At 42.9% G+C, this 583-nt stretch carries 1 protein-coding gene; it reads left to right on the top strand.

The annotated features are described in order from the left end of the window. A partial coding sequence (locus tag PAND9192_RS20460; RefSeq protein WP_144018123.1) for a hypothetical protein occupies nt 1-583 on the top strand: 583 nt, incomplete at both ends.

Here is a 583-nt window from a genome sequence, read left to right as displayed (position 1 = left end):
GTGATGTCAGCGTCGAGATGTCGATTACTCAGCAATTACCGCTAGATCATTTGAGTGCCGACGGTACTTATGTTGATGTTAATGGCGGTGATCTTACCATTAATGTACCTGTTCAAATGCAAGATACTGATGGTGATGCATTGCAACAACCCGTTGATGTGGTTGTGACGATTAAAGATGGCGCTAATCCTGAATTTGGTACTGATAAAGGTACCACCATTGTTGAAACCGAAACAGGGGTAACAGCCAGCGGTAAGATCCCATTAGATGTGGGCTCTGATGACATTGCGCATATTGATTTTGCTCAGTCTCAGCCATCACTTGATGGCATTGTCTCAAATAATCAAGCGACCCGTTATAGCGTTGATGGTAATGAGATTAAGGTCGTGATTGACGGTGGCACAAATGATGGTGAAGCGGTTCTAACGATCACAATTGGTAATGATGGCAGTTATATTGTTGAACAACATCAACCGATTGAACAAGATAATGCAGCAGGTGATAGCGTTAATATTGAGCTTGGTGTGGTGGCCACAGATGATGATGGTGATAGCAGTAATACGGGTCAATTAGAGATCCATAT

Origin of the sequence: Photobacterium andalusiense, assembly GCF_900185625.1 — a bacterium.
In the GTDB taxonomy this organism is placed as follows: Bacteria; Pseudomonadota; Gammaproteobacteria; order Enterobacterales; family Vibrionaceae; genus Photobacterium; species Photobacterium aquimaris.
Note: the sequence above shows the minus strand (reverse complement) of the source record. Positions and strands in the feature narration are given on the sequence as shown.